The 13,487-nt window shown below is 59.7% G+C and carries 12 protein-coding genes; 1 reads left to right on the top strand and 11 read right to left on the bottom strand.

Features of this window, described 5'->3' with window-relative positions; all coding sequences use genetic code 11:
* Positions 1 to 3: 3 nt before the first annotated feature.
* From WMP96_RS03830 to WMP96_RS03795, 8 genes are all read right to left on the bottom strand, one after another.
* Positions 4 to 486, bottom strand: coding sequence for a GNAT family N-acetyltransferase (locus WMP96_RS03830; RefSeq protein ID WP_239205789.1), 483 nt, complete (start codon positions 484 to 486; stop codon positions 4 to 6).
* On the bottom strand, positions 483 to 1,190 hold the full coding sequence (gene tsaB, locus WMP96_RS03825) for a tRNA (adenosine(37)-N6)-threonylcarbamoyltransferase complex dimerization subunit type 1 TsaB (RefSeq protein WP_239205787.1): 708 nt from the start codon (positions 1,188 to 1,190) through the stop codon (positions 483 to 485). The genes WMP96_RS03830 and tsaB overlap by 4 nt, the downstream gene beginning before the upstream one ends.
* Positions 1,190 to 1,699, bottom strand: a complete 510-nt coding sequence (locus WMP96_RS03820) for a hypothetical protein (RefSeq protein ID WP_301716530.1) — start codon at positions 1,697 to 1,699, stop codon at positions 1,190 to 1,192. Before WMP96_RS03820 ends, tsaB begins: the two co-directional genes overlap by 1 nt.
* A gap of 162 nt (positions 1,700 to 1,861) precedes the next feature.
* Positions 1,862 to 3,451: an aspartate:alanine exchanger family transporter gene (locus WMP96_RS03815; protein ID WP_301716529.1), complete on the bottom strand. Its 1,590-nt coding sequence runs from the start codon at positions 3,449 to 3,451 to the stop codon at positions 1,862 to 1,864.
* A gap of 89 nt (positions 3,452 to 3,540) precedes the next feature.
* Positions 3,541 to 4,041 carry a tRNA (adenosine(37)-N6)-threonylcarbamoyltransferase complex ATPase subunit type 1 TsaE gene (tsaE, locus tag WMP96_RS03810; RefSeq protein ID WP_301716528.1) on the bottom strand — a complete coding sequence of 167 codons (501 nt, stop codon included), beginning with the start codon at positions 4,039 to 4,041 and terminating at the stop codon, positions 3,541 to 3,543.
* A complete protein-coding gene (gene alr, locus WMP96_RS03805; RefSeq protein ID WP_248099822.1) occupies positions 4,031 to 5,134 on the bottom strand; it encodes an alanine racemase in 1,104 nt (367 codons plus the stop codon). The genes tsaE and alr overlap by 11 nt, the downstream gene beginning before the upstream one ends.
* Before the next feature lie 162 nt (positions 5,135 to 5,296).
* Positions 5,297 to 7,168 (bottom strand): glutamine--fructose-6-phosphate transaminase (isomerizing), encoded by a 1,872-nt coding sequence (gene glmS, locus WMP96_RS03800; RefSeq protein ID WP_023020611.1) that lies wholly within the window; start codon positions 7,166 to 7,168, stop codon positions 5,297 to 5,299.
* Positions 7,169 to 7,263: 95 nt separating this feature from the next.
* Entirely contained in the window at positions 7,264 to 10,068 is a 2,805-nt protein-coding gene (locus WMP96_RS03795) for an FAD-binding and (Fe-S)-binding domain-containing protein (protein ID WP_340432246.1), read from the bottom strand.
* Between the two features lie 201 nt (positions 10,069 to 10,269).
* On the opposite strand from WMP96_RS03795, the gene WMP96_RS03790 reads away from it, so the two are divergent.
* The gene (locus WMP96_RS03790) at positions 10,270 to 11,103 is read left to right on the top strand and encodes a dienelactone hydrolase family protein (protein ID WP_023020609.1); all 834 of its coding nucleotides are present in this window, start codon (positions 10,270 to 10,272) and stop codon (positions 11,101 to 11,103) included.
* Positions 11,104 to 11,107: 4 nt separating this feature from the next.
* On the opposite strand, the gene WMP96_RS03785 is transcribed toward WMP96_RS03790, so the two are convergent.
* Genes WMP96_RS03785 through WMP96_RS03775 form a run of 3 tightly spaced genes read right to left on the bottom strand, consistent with a single transcriptional unit; the run spans position 11,108 to position 13,433 of the window.
* Entirely contained in the window at positions 11,108 to 11,365 is a 258-nt protein-coding gene (locus WMP96_RS03785) for a hypothetical protein (protein ID WP_034655755.1), read from the bottom strand.
* The gene (locus tag WMP96_RS03780) at positions 11,365 to 13,122 is read right to left on the bottom strand and encodes a hypothetical protein (RefSeq protein WP_301716526.1); all 1,758 of its coding nucleotides are present in this window, start codon (positions 13,120 to 13,122) and stop codon (positions 11,365 to 11,367) included. The genes WMP96_RS03785 and WMP96_RS03780 overlap by 1 nt, the downstream gene beginning before the upstream one ends.
* Positions 13,119 to 13,433: a hypothetical protein gene (locus tag WMP96_RS03775; RefSeq protein WP_340432182.1), complete on the bottom strand. Its 315-nt coding sequence runs from the start codon at positions 13,431 to 13,433 to the stop codon at positions 13,119 to 13,121. Before WMP96_RS03775 ends, WMP96_RS03780 begins: the two co-directional genes overlap by 4 nt.
* Between the last annotated feature and the right edge of the window lie 54 nt (positions 13,434 to 13,487).

Here is a 13,487-nt window from a genome sequence, read left to right as displayed (position 1 = left end):
TCTTTAACGCTCGGACTGGCGCGGGCGCACCATCACGTGCGCATCTGCTCCGGAGGGTTGGTAGTAATTCTCACGAATCCCCTGCTTGGCAAAGGCATAACCCTCATAAAGGCCGATAGCAGGTTCGTTGCCTACCCGTACCTCGAGGAAGACCGGGGCGTCTTTAAGATCCGCAATATGGCAAATATTGTCCATCATCATGCGAGCAACGCCGCGGCGCTGTGCGGCGGGGTCGACGCCGATGGTGTGGATTTCAAATTCTGGATCAGCCGCTGGCCCCATCATGCCGATTCCCGCATAACCTAGCAGCACTGTAGATTCGTGCGCGGGGTCGAGCGCGCCTTCTACCCCGAAATAGAAGTTGAAGGGCTGGGCCATTTCCTGGTGGAAAACTCCGCTGGACCATGGGGTCTCTCCGGGGAAAAGGACCTTTTCCAGCTCGGCGCATCGAGGCGCGTCGGCCGGGGTCAACTCGCGCAGCTTCACAGTTCAACCTTAGGAATGGCGGCCGACAGCTGTTGCTGCTTCGGCGGAACCGCATCCGGGCGGCGTAGGTAGAGCGGCACAACGGGGGCTGGTTCCGCAGTGAGGTCAGCTACGGCCACTAGGGCTGCTGCGGTGGGATGGGCCGCGCGGTGTGGCAACTCGGTCAGCTCCTCCGGTAGCTGTGCGGCGAGGCGCTCGGGGATGATGACCTCGGCCGTAGCGTTAAGTCCCACCTCAACTTCTGCCGGCTTAGTTACCTCAGGACCAGAGATGCGCTGCACACCAGAATCGGTGGCGCGGTAGGTGGCCCAATAGATCTCTTTGCGGCGTGCGTCGGTAGCCACCAAGGCGGTGGCCTCGCCACCCGCGTCTGCGGGGCTCGCGTGGAGGCCGGCAGCATAGGCGATTGCATCGTGGGTGCATACGCCGTGGAGGGGGATGGACAGGGCGTCGGCAAGCGCGGAGGCAGTCGCCATACCCACGCGCAACCCGGTAAACGGGCCTGGGCCCACGCCGGTGACCACCGCATCTAGGTCGGAATACTCCATACCTGCCTCTGCGAGGGCGTCAGTGATCGTAGGTATGAGCAGCTCATTATGAGCGCGGGTATCTTCCAATACGCGCTCGGTGGTCTGCCCAGTGGCGGTATCTACTACCCCGGTGACCAAGGCGGTAGTTGCCGTGTCGATCGCGAGGACGCGCATTAGCCAACCAGCTTCCAGGTTCCATCCTGACGCTGGAACGCCAAAGGCTGAGCGCCCTGGACCATCGGTACTCCGCCATCCAGGCTCTGGCCCTGCTGCTCCATGGCCTTGATTTGGGTATTGATCATTTCACAGACTTCGACCTTTTCCGGGTCCAGCTCTTCGATGAAGGGCTCAGTGCTCTGGGAGATGGCAACCGCGTAGCTCTTGCCCTCTGGGACCTTGCCATCTTCAAAAGTGATGTCCTTGGTATCGATCTGTGCCTCTTTGACCTTCTCTTCCTGCATGCCCGGGCAGATGAAGCCAATAGCGGCATAGTCCTTGCCGTAGACATCGGACGGAATAAGGCTCATCGCCTCCAGGTTTTTCGGCGTCTTAGACAGCGTGGAGCTGAGGTTTCCCTCCAATGGATTGTCCTCGCGCAAGGTAGACGAGGCGAGGAGAACCATCATGACAATAATAAAGATGGCGATAATGGCGGCGGTAAGGTTGCGAGCGAATTTAGTCATGGGGTGAGTAAAGCTCCTTGAAAAGTTTTAGATTTCAGGCGGTGGGCGGTTTATCTGGCAACCGATGCTACCTGGTTAGCCGCAACACAAAACCCACAGGGTAGTGCCTGCCAGTGTAGGCGGGCACCCCTGTGGGTGAGTAATTAACGCGATGTATTGACGCTATAGCAATAGCAAAAGCAGCACCTGCGAGGCGATAATCTTGCCGATGATTGTCGTGGGATACACCGTGGCCCAGCCACGACCGGCCAGCTCGGTGCCGGTTTGGTCGCGAATATAGGCAAAGACCGCCGGATTGGTGGTCATGCCAGCCGCACAGCCCATGGCCTCGTCCCACTTCAGCTTCAGCACCAGCATGCCGATGACGCCAATCAGGATAGCGGAGGTCAAGGTGATAATGAGACCCACGCCCATAATGGTCAGGGAGGACGGATCCGTTAGGGCATCGCGGAAGGAAGCGCCGGCCGAAGTACCCACGCCAGCGAGGAAGAGGGTCAGTCCCATATTAGAAATGGTTTCGCGCGTATGGAATGGCATCTGCCAGTTAAGCGGACCTGTCCGGTTGAGGTAGCCCAGCAGCAAGCCGACGACCACGGGGCCGCCACCGAAGCCTAGCTGCAAGGTGGAACCGCCTGGCATCGGAATCGGAATGAGGCCAAGCAACATGCCCAGCGTCAGGCCGATAGCCATGGACAGCAGGTCCGCGTTACCCAAAGCAGCTTCAGAGTCACCGAGATACTTGCGTACATAAGACAAGCGGCTCGGGCTGGTTACTACGCGAACACGATCCGAATAGTTAAGCACCGTATCTGGATGCGGGACGAGGTCCTTATCGCCCTTACGAATACGAGCGATGATAAAGCCGTGGTCTAGGGCCTTGATCTCGCGAACCGACTTACCTGCAATGTCCGGGTTAGACACGGTAACGCGGGCGTACTTTAGACCGGCTTCCTCGGTCAGCTCCACCGGGTATTCTTCACCCAAAATCTCAATGGCCTTATCGACGGCCTCTTCGGAGCCATTGAGGAGGTATGCTTCGCCCTCGCATAGCGGCATTTCTGGGACGGCGAGGCGGTGACGCTCTTCGTCAGAAACGATACGAGTAGCAACGACAGTCTGGCCGGTTACACGGTAGATATGACCAGCGGTATCATTAAAGTTCTTGGTCAAGCGCACGCCCTTGGCCACGAGCTCGGCGGGAATCATGCCCTCCGCGCGGGCATCTTCCTCATGGTTGACCTTAACCACCTTGGCGCCGATAGCTGCGACCAGAATCGCGCCGATAACCGCACCCGGGTAGGCCAGGGAGTAACCGACAACCGGGGTGGAATCGCCCACCATTTCCACCACGGCGGCCATACCCGGTGTGGAGGAAAGCGAACCGGCGAACATACCGGTAGCTTCTGGCACGCTCAGGCCAAAGGCGCGGATGAGGCCAAAGCCTACGGCGACCAGGATAACCAGCATTCCCAGCATGAATACCGTGAGCTTCCAGCCACGGGTCTTAAACTCGCGGACGAAGGAAGGCCCAAAGCTTAGGCCAATGGCATAAACGAAAATCGCCAGGCCAAATTGATAGACCAAAGGCGGGATTTGGATATCAGGATTAGCGGTAGATAGACCCAAAGCTACGAACATCGCAGCCGCGGCACCGAGGGAGATGCCGAAGATCTTGATCTTGCCAATCGCTAGACCCACCGCCATGATGACGAAGAGAGATAGCAAAGGACTAGAGGCGAGAAAATTCAACACCTCAATAGAATTACGTACTGGTTATACTCGGAGCAAGTTCTCCACCTAGGATATTCATCACTTATCCGCCCTTAAGGTGGGCATATGTGTTATAAACCTCCCCGCCACGACCATGTGAAGCGGCGAACATCCTCGTCTGCGCCCGCATATTCCGCCGGCTCGCGGTCGATGCTAATAAACAGGTAACGTTCCGCAATCTGCTCTACCAGTCCCCCGCCCCATTCGGCGATGACCACGGCGTCTTCTAGCTCCGTGTCCAAGTCCAAAGCATCGAGCTCCCCTAGCGGATCCCCGGAATTAGCGCCGCCTTCATCGAGCAAACGGTAGGCATCAACGTGAACGAGGACCGGCCCACCTACGGTTGAGCGGTGCACCCGGGCAATCACGAAGGTCGGCGAGGTTACCCGCCCCTTGACCTGCATGCCCTTGGCGACGCCCTGCGTTAGCGTCGTCTTTCCAGCCCCCAATGGCCCATCCAGGATCACCACATCGCCAGCCTCGAGCGCCGCGCCCAGCTCTTCGCCGAAAGCATAGGTTTCTTCCACCGTGGATAGGTCACGGCTGCCGGATTCCGGAAAGCTACTGCGCATCTTCTTCTCCTATGTATTCGCGTTCGGTGCGGCCATCGGGCAAGCAGACCACCTCGTAGTTGATGGTTCCTGCCGCCGCGGCGAGATCCGTAGCCGATACTCCCCCGTTGCCGAAAATCACGGCAGCTTGACCCGTGTCCACGCCATGGGGGTTGTCGCCCAAGTCCACCACAATCTGATCCATACAGATTCGGCCTACCTGTGGATACAGGTGCCCGCCGATGCCTACATGCAAGTCGCCTTGATAACCACGCGGTAGACCATCGGCGTATCCGCAATCCACGGTGGCCAAAAATCCCGGCTTATCCGCCTTCCAGGTCAGTCCATAACAGGTGCCTTCCCCTGGCTGAATCGGCTTTACGTTAAAAATCTGCCCGGACCAAGTCATGGCTGGGCGCAGACCATGCTCGCGGCCGTCAATAGGCTCCAAACCATAGCAGGCGGCGCCTACACGTACCTGCTCAAAATAGGAGGAAGGACGCGTCAGCACAGCTGGTGAATTGGCCAGGTGATTGACTGGGCACTCCAGCCCAATCTCGCGCGCGAGCCGCAGGGCCTTGCGGAACGCCTCCTCTTGGGCGTCGTTGTGTGGATTATCCGGCTCATCAGCACAGGCAAAGTGCGACATAAGGCCGAGGACCTTGATTTGTGGGGCGTCACGCAGCACCTTAAAAGTGTCCGCCCAATCCTCTTCATCCACACCGGAACGGTGCATGCCGGTTTCTACCTTGACATATATCTCAGCAGGAAAATCGGCTTTAACCAGCTTATGTGCCTGTTCAAGAGAGTTAACTGCTACCTCAATGCCGCAGGCGAGTGCCTCTTCGAGGATTTCGTCCGTCTGCCAAATCCACGCCACGATGGGTGCCTCCACACCCGCGCGGCGCAAATCCACCGCCTCCCGCAGAGTGGCCACGCCAAAGCTATCCGCGCCTGCACGCGCCATTACCGGCACGACTTTGGCCGCGCCGTGGCCATAGGCATCGGCCTTGACCACGCACATGAGCTTGACCTCAGGCCCTACCTTTTCCTTGATGAGGCGGACGTTGTGCGCGATGGCGGAGAGATCAATGGTGGTTTTCAGCATGTCCACCATTGTGCCACTGCTCACCCTTTTGCTGAATTCGGGCGGGTAGGGGCCGGTGAGCGAGCAACGTGCCTACACAAATTTGTACAAACAAAAAGGAAGCCCCCTTTCCTACCACGCAAGAAACGCGGCAGGTAAGGGGGCCTAACGGCGGACGCTTGGAGTGGATTACTCCACGGTCACGGACTTGGCCAGGTTGCGCGGCTGGTCCACGTCGTAGCCCTTGGACTTGGCTACGTGGGCGGCGAAGATCTGCAGTGGCACGGTAGCCAGCAGCGGCTGCATGAGGGTCGGGGCCTTCGGGATGCGGATGACGTGGTTTGCGTAATCCTCCACGGCGGTATCGCCTTCTTCCGCGATCACGATGGTGATGGCACCGCGGGCACGGATCTCCTGAATATTGGAGACGACCTTGGAGTGCAGGGAGTCGCGGCCACGTGGGGATGGCACGATAACGAAGACCGGCTGGCCCTCCTCAATAAGCGCAATTGGGCCGTGCTTGAGTTCACCTGCGGCAAAGCCCTCGGCGTGCAGATAAGCGATCTCCTTGAGCTTCAGCGCGCCCTCGAGAGCCACCGGGAAGCCGACGTGGCGGCCCAAGAAGAGCACGGATTCCGCGTCCTTCATGGAATTGGCCAGGTTGGCCACCTGGTCTTCCTCGTCGATGACGCTTTGGACCTTATCCGGCATGTGGCGCAGCTCAGCAAGAACGCCCTGGATCTCATCGGCGAACATATTGCCGCGCAGCTGAGCCAGGTAGAGGCCAAGCAGGTAGGTGGCGGTAATCTGCGCGAGGAAGGCCTTGGTGGAGGCCACGGCGATTTCCGGGCCGGCGTGGGTGTAGAGCGCGGCGTCGGATTCGCGCGGGATGGACGAGCCCTGGGTATTGCAGATGGCAATAACCTTGGCGCCCTGCTGGCGGGCGTGGCGCACGGCCATCAAGGTATCCATGGTCTCGCCGGACTGGGACAGCGCAACAACGAGGGTCTTCTCGTTCACGATCGGATCGCGGTAGCGGAACTCGTGGGCGAGCTCGACCTCGGTAGGAATGCGGCACCAGTGCTCGATGGCGTAGCGCGCCACGTGGCCGGCGTAGGCGGCGGTACCGCAGGCAATGACGATGATCTTGTCGATGGACTTCAGCACGGTCTCATCGATGCGCAGATCATCGAGGGTCAGTTGGCCTTGCTCATCGAAGCGGCCCAGCAGGGTATCGCGCACGGCGGAAGGCTGGTCGTGGATTTCCTTTTCCATGAAGGAATCAAAGCCGCCCTTTTCCGCAGCGGCGGCATCCCACTTGATTTCAAAAGGCTTGCCCTGTGCAGGGTTGCCCTCATAATCGGTAATTTCCACTTCGTCCGCGGTGATGGTCACAACCTGGTCGTTGTCCATCTCCACGGCAGACTTGGTGTAATCAATAAAGCCGGATACATCGGAGCCGAGGAAGTTCTCGCCCTCGCCCAAGCCGATAACCAGCGGGGAGTCGCGGCGAGCGGCAACAATGCGATCGGCCTGCTCGGCGTGGATGGCTAGCAGGGTAAACGCGCCCTCCAGGCGAGCGCAGGTTAGCTGCATAGCCTTGGTCAGGTCACCGGCTGCCTCGTTGTGGAAGACATCTCCCAGCAAGGTGGCAGCGACCTCGGTATCGGTCTCGGAAACAAAGTTATAGCCCTTGTGCAAAAGCTCGGACTTGAGCTCCGCAAAGTTCTCGATGATGCCGTTGTGTACCACTGCCAGCTTGCCGCCATCGACCACGTGCGGGTGTGCATTCAGGTCGGTGGGGCCACCATGGGTAGCCCAGCGGGTATGGCCGATACCCAGCACGGAGTCAGGCAACGGGCGGGCTGCAATCTCAGCATCCAGCGCAGCGACCTTACCGGCCTTCTTGCGCCAGCTGATATCTCCATCGGCGTACATTGCTACGCCAGCGGAGTCATAACCGCGGTATTCCAAACGGCGCAGCCCTTCTAGAACTACGTCGAGGGCGAAGTAATCACGGCCACCACCAGCGTGACCAATATATCCAACAATTCCACACATGGTTGCTGATTTTACAGCACAAGGGGCAAAGCTCTAGGCGGGCGGGGCGTCGGCAAGCAAGGCACGGCACCCCACCCGCTACTGTGCTGGGAAAACTAGCGCGATGCCTGTTCCAAAAGCTCCAAAATGTGGTGGTAATCCTCGCCGGTGGCTCGGGTGAGACCAAGCTCGCAAGTGCGGTTGGTCGAGGCGTGATACTGCGCTCCGATTGCCCTGACCTGTGCCGCTTCGGCGCGGGTGGCGGCAGCGGTAAGCTCCGGGTGAAGCATGCCGCGGTCGCCGGCATAGCCACAGCAATTCCACTCGGTGGGAATGTGTACCTCGGCCGCGGCGGCGCGGGCCACCTTTTCTACATCATCCATCATGCCCAGTTGGAAAGCAGAGCAGGTAGGGTGCACAGTCACGGAAGCCACTGGATTCTTTACTTCCAGCTGCGGCAGCAAGGTATCGGCCGTAAAGCTAATGGCGTCAATAACGGTGATACCCACCGACTCCAACATATCTTTAAAGCCAGCGGTGCAGCTGCTGGCGTCCACGATAACCGGCAGGCGCGCACCATCAGTAGCGTCCATGACGATATCGCGCACGCGCTGCTCCATTGCATCGTGGCCGGCCTGCATGCCCTTGGAAGACCATGGTGTACCACAGCAAAGCTTGTCGATGCCCTGCGGAACCTCCAGCGCGACCCCGGCGCGCTCCAAGAGTGCCACAAAGGAATCGGTAGCACCCTTGCCGCCGCCTTGCGGGCCGAACATGGTGTTCACGCAGGCGGGCAGATAGATTCCGGTGGTCTGGGCATAGCGATCACCTACGCGGCCGGCCAAGCGGCCGCGGGACTTGCCGCCCTTGCCCAACTCTGGCTGGTACTGCGGGAGATTATCGGCACCGATGAGACTGCGGCCCACATCGGTAACCTTTTTGACTAGCTCGGTGGGCAATAGGTGCGCGCCGGTAAGCGCTACCCCGGCGCCTTGGCTGACTACCTGCCAGTTCTTGGCGGCAGCACCCCACAGCTTTTGCTGCGCTGGCTGGGCTTCCTCGCGGCGCAAGCGCTTGATGAACTTGCCGGTATCGATGCCTACTGGGCAGGCAGTGCGGCACATCGAATCCACGGCGCAGGTCTCGACGCCCATGTACTCGTAGGCCCGATCTAGCTCAGCGACGAGTTGGCTATCGCCAGCTTCTTCCGCGCGCTTGCGGGCGCGGCGCACCACAATGCGTTGGCGTGGGGTAAGCGTGAGGTCGCGCGACGGGCAGACCGGCTCGCAGTAGCCGCACTCCACGCAGCGGTCTACTTCCTCTTCCACGGTGGGATTGAGCTTGATGTTTTTGATGTGTGCATCGGGGTCATCGTCCAAGATGACGCCGGGGTTCATCGTGTTGGTGGGATCGCAGGCCCGCTTGAGTTCCTGCATTACCTCATAGAGCTCATCGCCGTACTGGCGGCGCACATACGGCGCCATGGCGCGGCCGGTGCCGTGTTCCGCCTTGAGATTGCCCTCGGCCGAGAGGACCAAGTCCACCATGCCCTCGTTGAAACCGTTATAGCGACCGATGGCATCATCGCCTTCAAAGCGGTCCGTAAGCAGGAAGTGGATATTGCCGTCCTTGGCGTGGCCGAAAATGACGGCATCATCATATCCATAGCGGGCAAAGAGTTCCTGCAGCGAAGAACAAGTATCTGCCAGATCGCCGACGGGCACGACGATGTCTTCCAAAAGGGCCGTCGTGCCAGACGGGCGCGCCTCTGCTACCTGGGCGTACAGACCCTTGCGGAAATTCCAAGCGGTAGTGCGCGTTGTGGCATCAGCCGAGAAGGCTGCCGGGGACTGCAGCGGCAATTCGCGCAAGAGTTGCGATCCCTTGCTTTCTTTCTCCTGCAATTCCTCTTGGGCATCAGCGTGATACTCAATGAGCAACGCGGCCTGCTTATCCACATCGAAACCGGTAATGGCCTGCGGCACCTTATCAAAGCCTTGACCGACGCGAATAGAGGCAGAGTTCATCAGCTCCAGGGTGGCCGCTCCGGTCTCCAAAAGTGCCGGCAGGGACTTGGTGGCAGCGCTGAGATCATCAAATACGGCCACCGTGGTGGTGGTCAGCTTAGAAATCGGCACCGTGCGGAAAACCGCTTCCGCAATGAAGGCCAGGGTTCCTTCCGAACCGATAAGCAGGTGCTCAAAAAGCTTGACCGGGCTATCAAAGTCGAGGAAGGAATTGAGACCATAGCCCATCGTGTTTTTCAGCTGGAAGTGACGGCGGATAATATCCACGGATTCCTGGTTATCGCGCACACGGCGCTGCAGGCGGATAAGCGTGTCCACCAGCTCCGGTTCCTGCTCCTGGAACTGCCGGTCTGCATCCGGATCGGCGGTGTTAATTACGGTGCCGGTAGGCAGCACAAAGGTCAGCGATTCCAGAGTGTTATACGTATTGAGCTCAGTGCCGCAGGCCATGCCGGAGGAGTTATTAGCCACCACGCCGCCGATGGTGCAGGCAGACTCGCTGGCCGGATCCGGCCCCAGTTTGCGGTTGCGCAGGCCTAGGCGGGCGTTGACCTGACGCACCGTCGCGCCGGGCTGGACGCACACGCGCTTGCCCTCATCAAGAACTTCTATACCGCGGAAGTGCTTGCGCACATCCACCAGGTATCCATCGCCGGAAGCCTGACCTGCCAGAGAGGTGCCACCGGAGCGCAGAGTTACCGGAACATTCTGCTGCCGGCCCGCACGGAAGATGGCCGCCACATGCTCGGCGGAGCGAGCCTCGATGACTGCCTTGGGGGTGTACAGGTAGTGCGAGGCATCGGAGGCATGTGCCACGCGGTCAATGACTTCGGTCTTTACCTCCATCCCATAGCGAGTAGAAAGTTCTTGCACATCAACGACGCCGGTAGTCATGTACCGCAGCCTGCCTTCCCAGAAAAAGAGTACGTAGTTGTTCACACATTGCACTCCCCTGCGCTTAGCGTCGCAAGTTAGGAGGGGCTTAGGAAAGCTCGCCGCCACACCCGCTCCTCGGCCGGATACTGCGTAGATTTTTCTCAGATAAACCCGCACCCTTTCCCGCCTAGCGGGTGATCTTCATCTATCCTGGAATGCGTGTCTGCGAATTTGAAAAAACATCTAGCAACGTTGTCGAAGCGTGGCCGCAACCGAGTTTTGGTTGGCGACCTTGACTATGCCGGAATCACCGGCAAGGTTTATACCCCCGCGGAGGGCCAGAGCCTGCCCGCGGTGGCTTTTGGCCATGACTGGATGCACAAAATTAAGGATTACCACGCCACCCTGCGCCACCTGGCTAGCTGGGGCATCGTCGTGGTAGCCCCCGATTCTGAGACCGGCCCCTTCCCCGACCACCGCAACCTAGCTGCGGATATGGAATCCGCGTTGCAGATTGCCGCCGGGGTAAAGCTAGGCTCCGGAAACATTACGGTCTCCCCGGGCAAGCTCGGCATGATTGGCCACGGCATGGGCGGTGGCACCGCCGTGCTTGGGGCCTTGGACAATAAGAAAGTCGCCGCCGTCGCCGCTATTTACCCCTCGGTCACCTCCCCCTCTGCGGTGCAGGCTGCCCGCCGCATTGACACCCCGGGCCTAGTCATCGGTTCCGGCCAAGAAGACATCTTCAATGCTGGCAACCCCGCCAAGCTGGCCTATAACTGGCGTGGCCCGGTGTGCTTCCGCGCCATCGACAAGGGTAGCCAGGCTGGTTTTACCGAGGATCGCCTGCGCAAGTTGGCCATCGGAACGGCTGCTTTCCAGTCCGGCCCTACCGAAATCACCCGCGGTTTGCTCACCGGCTTCCTGCTGGCCACCCTAAATGATGATTCCACCTACGCCGCCTTTGCAGATCCAGAGGCAAGCGCGAAGAAGGTAGAAAGCCTGGTAGGCGAAGACCTGGCCGAGCGCGCCGGCGTAACCCGCGACGCCTAAGGCTTTAGCCCCGCCGCAGCACTGATTGCACCTGCCCCGACGCGTTTCGTGAACGCGCCGGGGCAGCGCCATATCGGGGCCTGGGCGCCGCTGCTTGTCGACGCCCCACTTGCCCCTTCTCCCTCCGTGCCTCCTGCATGGCCTTATCCGCGGATTTTTCAAGCTCGTCTTGCGCTTTCGCCAGCGTTTTTTCAAATTCCAGCAAGCGTTTAGCCGTCCTTTCTCGAAAGCCCTGCGCAAACTCTGCGAAATCATTATTCATTACCACTGCCCTGCCTTTCGTGCCTTAATGGATGGTTCTTCTGGCGCGGGTGCCGCCTCCTGCTGTGGCGCTGGCGCTGGATCCGGTACAGGTGCTGGGTCCGGTGCCTGGCTCGGTGCTGGGCCCTGCTCAGGTGCTGGCTCAGAAGCCGGTGCCGGGGCCTCCGCTGGACCGGCGGCTTGGAGGTGCGCCACCTTTTCCGGTGGCGGCGTTGGCTCCTCTACCTGAGACAGCTCTGGGGGCGGTGTTATGACTCCGTCATCACCAGTCGGTTCAGGTTCAGGGCAAGGCTCCGGTTCGGGCTCTGGCTTAGGCTCAGGGCAGGGATCAGGCTCCGGCTCATCTACAGTCTCGGGTTCGGGTTCTTGCACCGGACAATCCAGTTCGGACATGTTCTCCAAGCACTGTGCAGCGCCTTCCACAATGAGGCCCACGCCCACCAATGCGATTCCGGCTCCGACCAGGCCGAGGCTACCGCTACAGGAGGATTCGATCTCACAGCCTCCTGAGCTGGCTTGGCTCTTATCCACGCATTCTTCAGTACTCTCCGCGGTATTGTCTGGGCACAGAGGTTCCTCGCTTGTGCCCGGTTCAGAAGCGGGTTCGGTATCCATTTCTGGCTTGAGCTTCGGCTCTGGATTAGCTTCTGGCTCGGGACATGGCTCTTCTACCCGCTCCGGCTGTTCTGGCGGCTCCTGCGGCGGAATGATCTCCGCCTGTGCTGGCTTAGTGGTCCCTACTTCGCACTCCGGCTGTACTGTCCGCTCGGTGTTTGACTGCTCGGTGCACTCACAGCAGTGGCACCCAGCACCATGCTCTGATGAGGTCTCCGTGTGCATTTCCGTCTCGGCTGCAGGCTCCGGTGCAGGGCATGCCTCAGGTGGAGTAGGCGTTAGTGAAAGAGGCGTCGGTTGTGGCGGCTTGGAAGTGGCATGGTGTGATTCCGGCTTGGAGTCAGGCTCTGGCATGGGCTTGGACTCTGGTGGGCACTCCACTTGGGCAGGCTCGGTGGACTGCGGAGGCGGGCACTCTTCCTTCGGCATCGGCTTGGTGGGAGCTGGGGTATCCGGGCACTTTTCTACTGGTGCGGGGCAGGCATCATCTGTAGGCTTCGCCGGCTTCGGAGATTCTTCTGGCAATGGGCGCTCACAGACGCACTCACAGCGCGATTCGAACTCGCTATAACAGGATTCGATCGCATCATCGCGGTCGCGGCAGGTGCTGGCGATATTGTGATTTGTCTCCTCAATAATTTGCCCCCCGATCGTGGAAAGAATCGGGATGATGAACCTGGCTAAAGGGTGTTTGGTGGCGACCATGGACAAAATATTTAACAGTGGGATGACCGCAGAGACGAGCTCGGTAAGGGCCGTGTCAGAGACATCAACGACGTCAGCAATAGCGCCTGAGCACTGCTCCGCCGAGCTAGTCAGATGTGCGGCATCTTGGCGGTCAATGTCGAAGTCTTCCTGCACGCCGCACAGGTGCTCACGCATGGCGCCCTGAGCAACCTCGGAATCATCCTGCTGCAAATAGCCCGCTAGTCCAGCACCGCCTCCCTTCGGGCGATTGCCGCCCACGGCCGCAACGGTATTTTTCACCAAATTTTCGGGCGCAATGCCATCAACCGCACCGACTAACTCTCCTAGTAGATTCATCGGCATGCTGGGGCCCGAGTAGCTGCCCAGGCAGGCGAATTGGAATTGAGAAATAGCGTTAGAGTAGTCCCCCAACAGGGATTTTGTCAGCGTACTCACTTGCTGCCAGCCTCCCTACCGCGTGCAAAGGAGCTGCCAAAGGACTCATCAAAAACGGCTAAGGCGCGCACCTGTTCATGAGCGGCGTGGGCGGTGGCGGATAAATTATCCAACCTCTGCCCGCCGCGCTCATGGATGCGCGCCAAGACATCACGAATGCGCTCACCGTGGCCGCCAAAATTGCGTCCAGCCGCGGCCACCGGAAAATCCGGTACCTCGGCCCGGTGGGCATCGCGTTGCTCGTCGTTATCGGCTACGACCTGCCGTAGTGCGGACATCGCCTCCAAGGGGCGAAGAAAAACCTCAGACACTTGTGTATTCCCCCAAATCCATATGCGGTAAAAGTTCTCACCTTCATTGGACTG

It is taken from the genome of Corynebacterium sp. KPL4035 (assembly GCF_037908325.1).
In the GTDB taxonomy this organism is placed as follows: Bacteria; Actinomycetota; Actinomycetes; order Mycobacteriales; family Mycobacteriaceae; genus Corynebacterium; species Corynebacterium kefirresidentii.
The sequence above is the reverse complement of the archived record's forward strand: the minus strand, read 5'-3'. Positions and strand labels throughout refer to the sequence as shown.

What these genes read in the sequence shown, in the direction of transcription:
- tsaE (WP_301716528.1), bottom strand. Translation starts at nt 4,041, where the DNA reads ATGCGCAGTAGCTTTCCGGAATCCGGCAGCCGTGACCTATCCACGGTG.
- WMP96_RS03785 (WP_034655755.1), bottom strand. Translation starts at nt 11,365, where the DNA reads ATGAATAATGATTTCGCAGAGTTTGCGCAGGGCTTTCGAGAAAGGACG.
- WMP96_RS03820 (WP_301716530.1), bottom strand. Translation starts at nt 1,699, where the DNA reads ATGACTAAATTCGCTCGCAACCTTACCGCCGCCATTATCGCCATCTTT.
- WMP96_RS03795 (WP_340432246.1), bottom strand. Translation starts at nt 10,068, where the DNA reads ATGACTACCGGCGTCGTTGATGTGCAAGAACTTTCTACTCGCTATGGG.
- glmS (WP_023020611.1), bottom strand. Translation starts at nt 7,168, where the DNA reads ATGTGTGGAATTGTTGGATATATTGGTCACGCTGGTGGTGGCCGTGAT.
- tsaB (WP_239205787.1), bottom strand. Translation starts at nt 1,190, where the DNA reads ATGCGCGTCCTCGCGATCGACACGGCAACTACCGCCTTGGTCACCGGG.